Origin of the sequence: Vibrio sp. 10N.261.52.A1, assembly GCF_002876325.1 — a bacterium.
GTDB classification, from domain to species: domain Bacteria; phylum Pseudomonadota; class Gammaproteobacteria; order Enterobacterales; family Vibrionaceae; genus Vibrio; species Vibrio chagasii.
The window spans coordinates 1-1,861 of record NZ_MCYD01000702.1 but is presented as its reverse complement, the minus strand read 5'-3'; the positions used below and the strand labels follow the sequence as shown (position 1 = coordinate 1,861).

At 45.8% G+C, this 1,861-nt stretch carries 2 protein-coding genes; both read left to right on the top strand.

Going from position 1 to position 1,861, the window contains the following annotated elements; all coding sequences use genetic code 11:
- The first annotated feature begins 8 nt into the window (after positions 1-8).
- Complete coding sequence (locus BCT81_RS13900; RefSeq protein ID WP_198596894.1) at positions 9-914, top strand: DUF72 domain-containing protein; 906 nt, start codon at positions 9-11, stop codon at positions 912-914.
- 139 nt (positions 915-1,053) lie between these two features.
- Complete coding sequence (gene cmoA / locus BCT81_RS13895; protein ID WP_063523076.1) at positions 1,054-1,782, top strand: carboxy-S-adenosyl-L-methionine synthase CmoA; 729 nt, start codon at positions 1,054-1,056, stop codon at positions 1,780-1,782.
- The last annotated feature ends 79 nt before the right edge of the window (positions 1,783-1,861 follow it).

Here is a 1,861-nt window from a genome sequence, read left to right as displayed (position 1 = left end):
GTAATGTGATGACTAATGGTGTAAAAACAATGGACACTTCACCTCTAAGACTTGGATTAACCATGTGGTCTCATTCTGAGTGGCAAAGTCAGTTCTACGGTAAAGGCACTAAACCCGCCGAGCGCCTTGAAAAGTACACACAAGTTTTCCATACCGTAGAGGGCAATACGACCTTTTACGCGACGCCGAGTATGACTACCGTACATAGCTGGAAAGCGGCAAGCCACGATGGTTTCAGGTTTACCTTTAAACTGCCAAAGTTCATCACGCACCAGCAACAACTTAGACACTGCCAAGCCGAGCTCAAAGAGTTCTTAATGACCATGTCACCCCTTCATGATCGCATCGGTCAGTGGACCATACAGCTACCACACGCCTTTGAACCGAGCATGCTTCCTGCTCTGCAAAAATTCTGCACCTTGTTTCCAAAGGAGATGCAGCTCGGTGTTGAAGTTCGCCATTTGGGTTTCTTTGATAAAGGTGATGCTGAAAAACGCTTTAACCAATGGCTTGTGGAGGAAGGTATTAACCGCATCATAATGGATAGTCGCCCTGTCTTTTCTGCGCCGCCAATCACAGAAGCGGTAATCGATGCCCATCAGAAAAAACCACGCGTGCCTGTTCATGCCATTGCGACGGCCAATAATCCAATGATTCGATTTATTGGTCACCCTGACCAAGCGCCAAATATCGAGTTTTTCAAACCTTGGTTTAGCAAAATCCCGCAGTGGTTAAGTGACGGCAAACAACCGTACTTAATGATCCACACCCCAGACAACAATCATGCGCCGGAACTCGCGAGCGCCATCTATGAGTTATTGCAAAAACAAGTGTCTGAAAATACGTCACTATTACTACCTGACCTGGAGCAATTTCCAGCTCAAAAAGGCAATCATCAAATCTCGATGTTTTAAGGCTTCTTATACATACAACAGTAATCCTCATCAGTAATCTGAGTTTTCGTGACAGCAGTCCTATTTTTTCGTAAAATACGCCCCCTTTTATTCGGTACGAGCTTTGTACCAGTAACGCTGACTGTCGAGAGAGAATGCCATGAGCAACAAAGACAACATCTTTTCCGCTCCTATTGATAAAATTGGAGACTTCACCTTTGATGCAAGGGTCGCAGAAGTATTCCCGGATATGATTCAACGCTCGGTTCCTGGCTACAGCAACATCATCTCAGCTATCGGTATGTTAGCGGAGCGTTTCGTAAAACCGCATTCAAACGTTTATGACTTGGGTTGTTCTCTTGGCGCTGCAACACTTTCCATGCGTCGTCACATCCAGCAAGAAGGCTGCACAATTTTCGCTATTGATAACTCAGAAGCGATGGTTGAGCGCTGTAAATTACACGTTAACGCTTACCGCAGCGACACGCCTGTAGAAGTCATCGAAGCCGATATTCGCGAAGTCGAAATCAAAGACGCTTCGGTAGTAGTACTTAACTTCACGCTGCAATTCCTGTCGCCAGACGATCGCTACGCCCTACTTGAAAAAATTCATGCTGGCCTGCGCCCAGGCGGAATTCTAATCTTGTCTGAGAAATACGTATTCGAAGATGAAAGCTCGAACGAACTGCTTATCGATCTGCACCATGATTTCAAACGTGCTAACGGATATAGCGAACTTGAAGTAAGCCAAAAACGCAGCGCGATTGAAAACGTGATGCGCCCAGACTCTATCCCAGTGCACAGAGAGCGCTTTGATAAGATTGGCTTCTCAAGCAGCGAAGTGTGGTTCCAATGCTTTAACTTTGGATCAATGTTCGCGATTAAGTAACGCACTCAAACTCGGTTAGCTCGTACTAGAACGTCATCCACACTGTAGTGAATGACACGATAACTTTTACACCACCAAC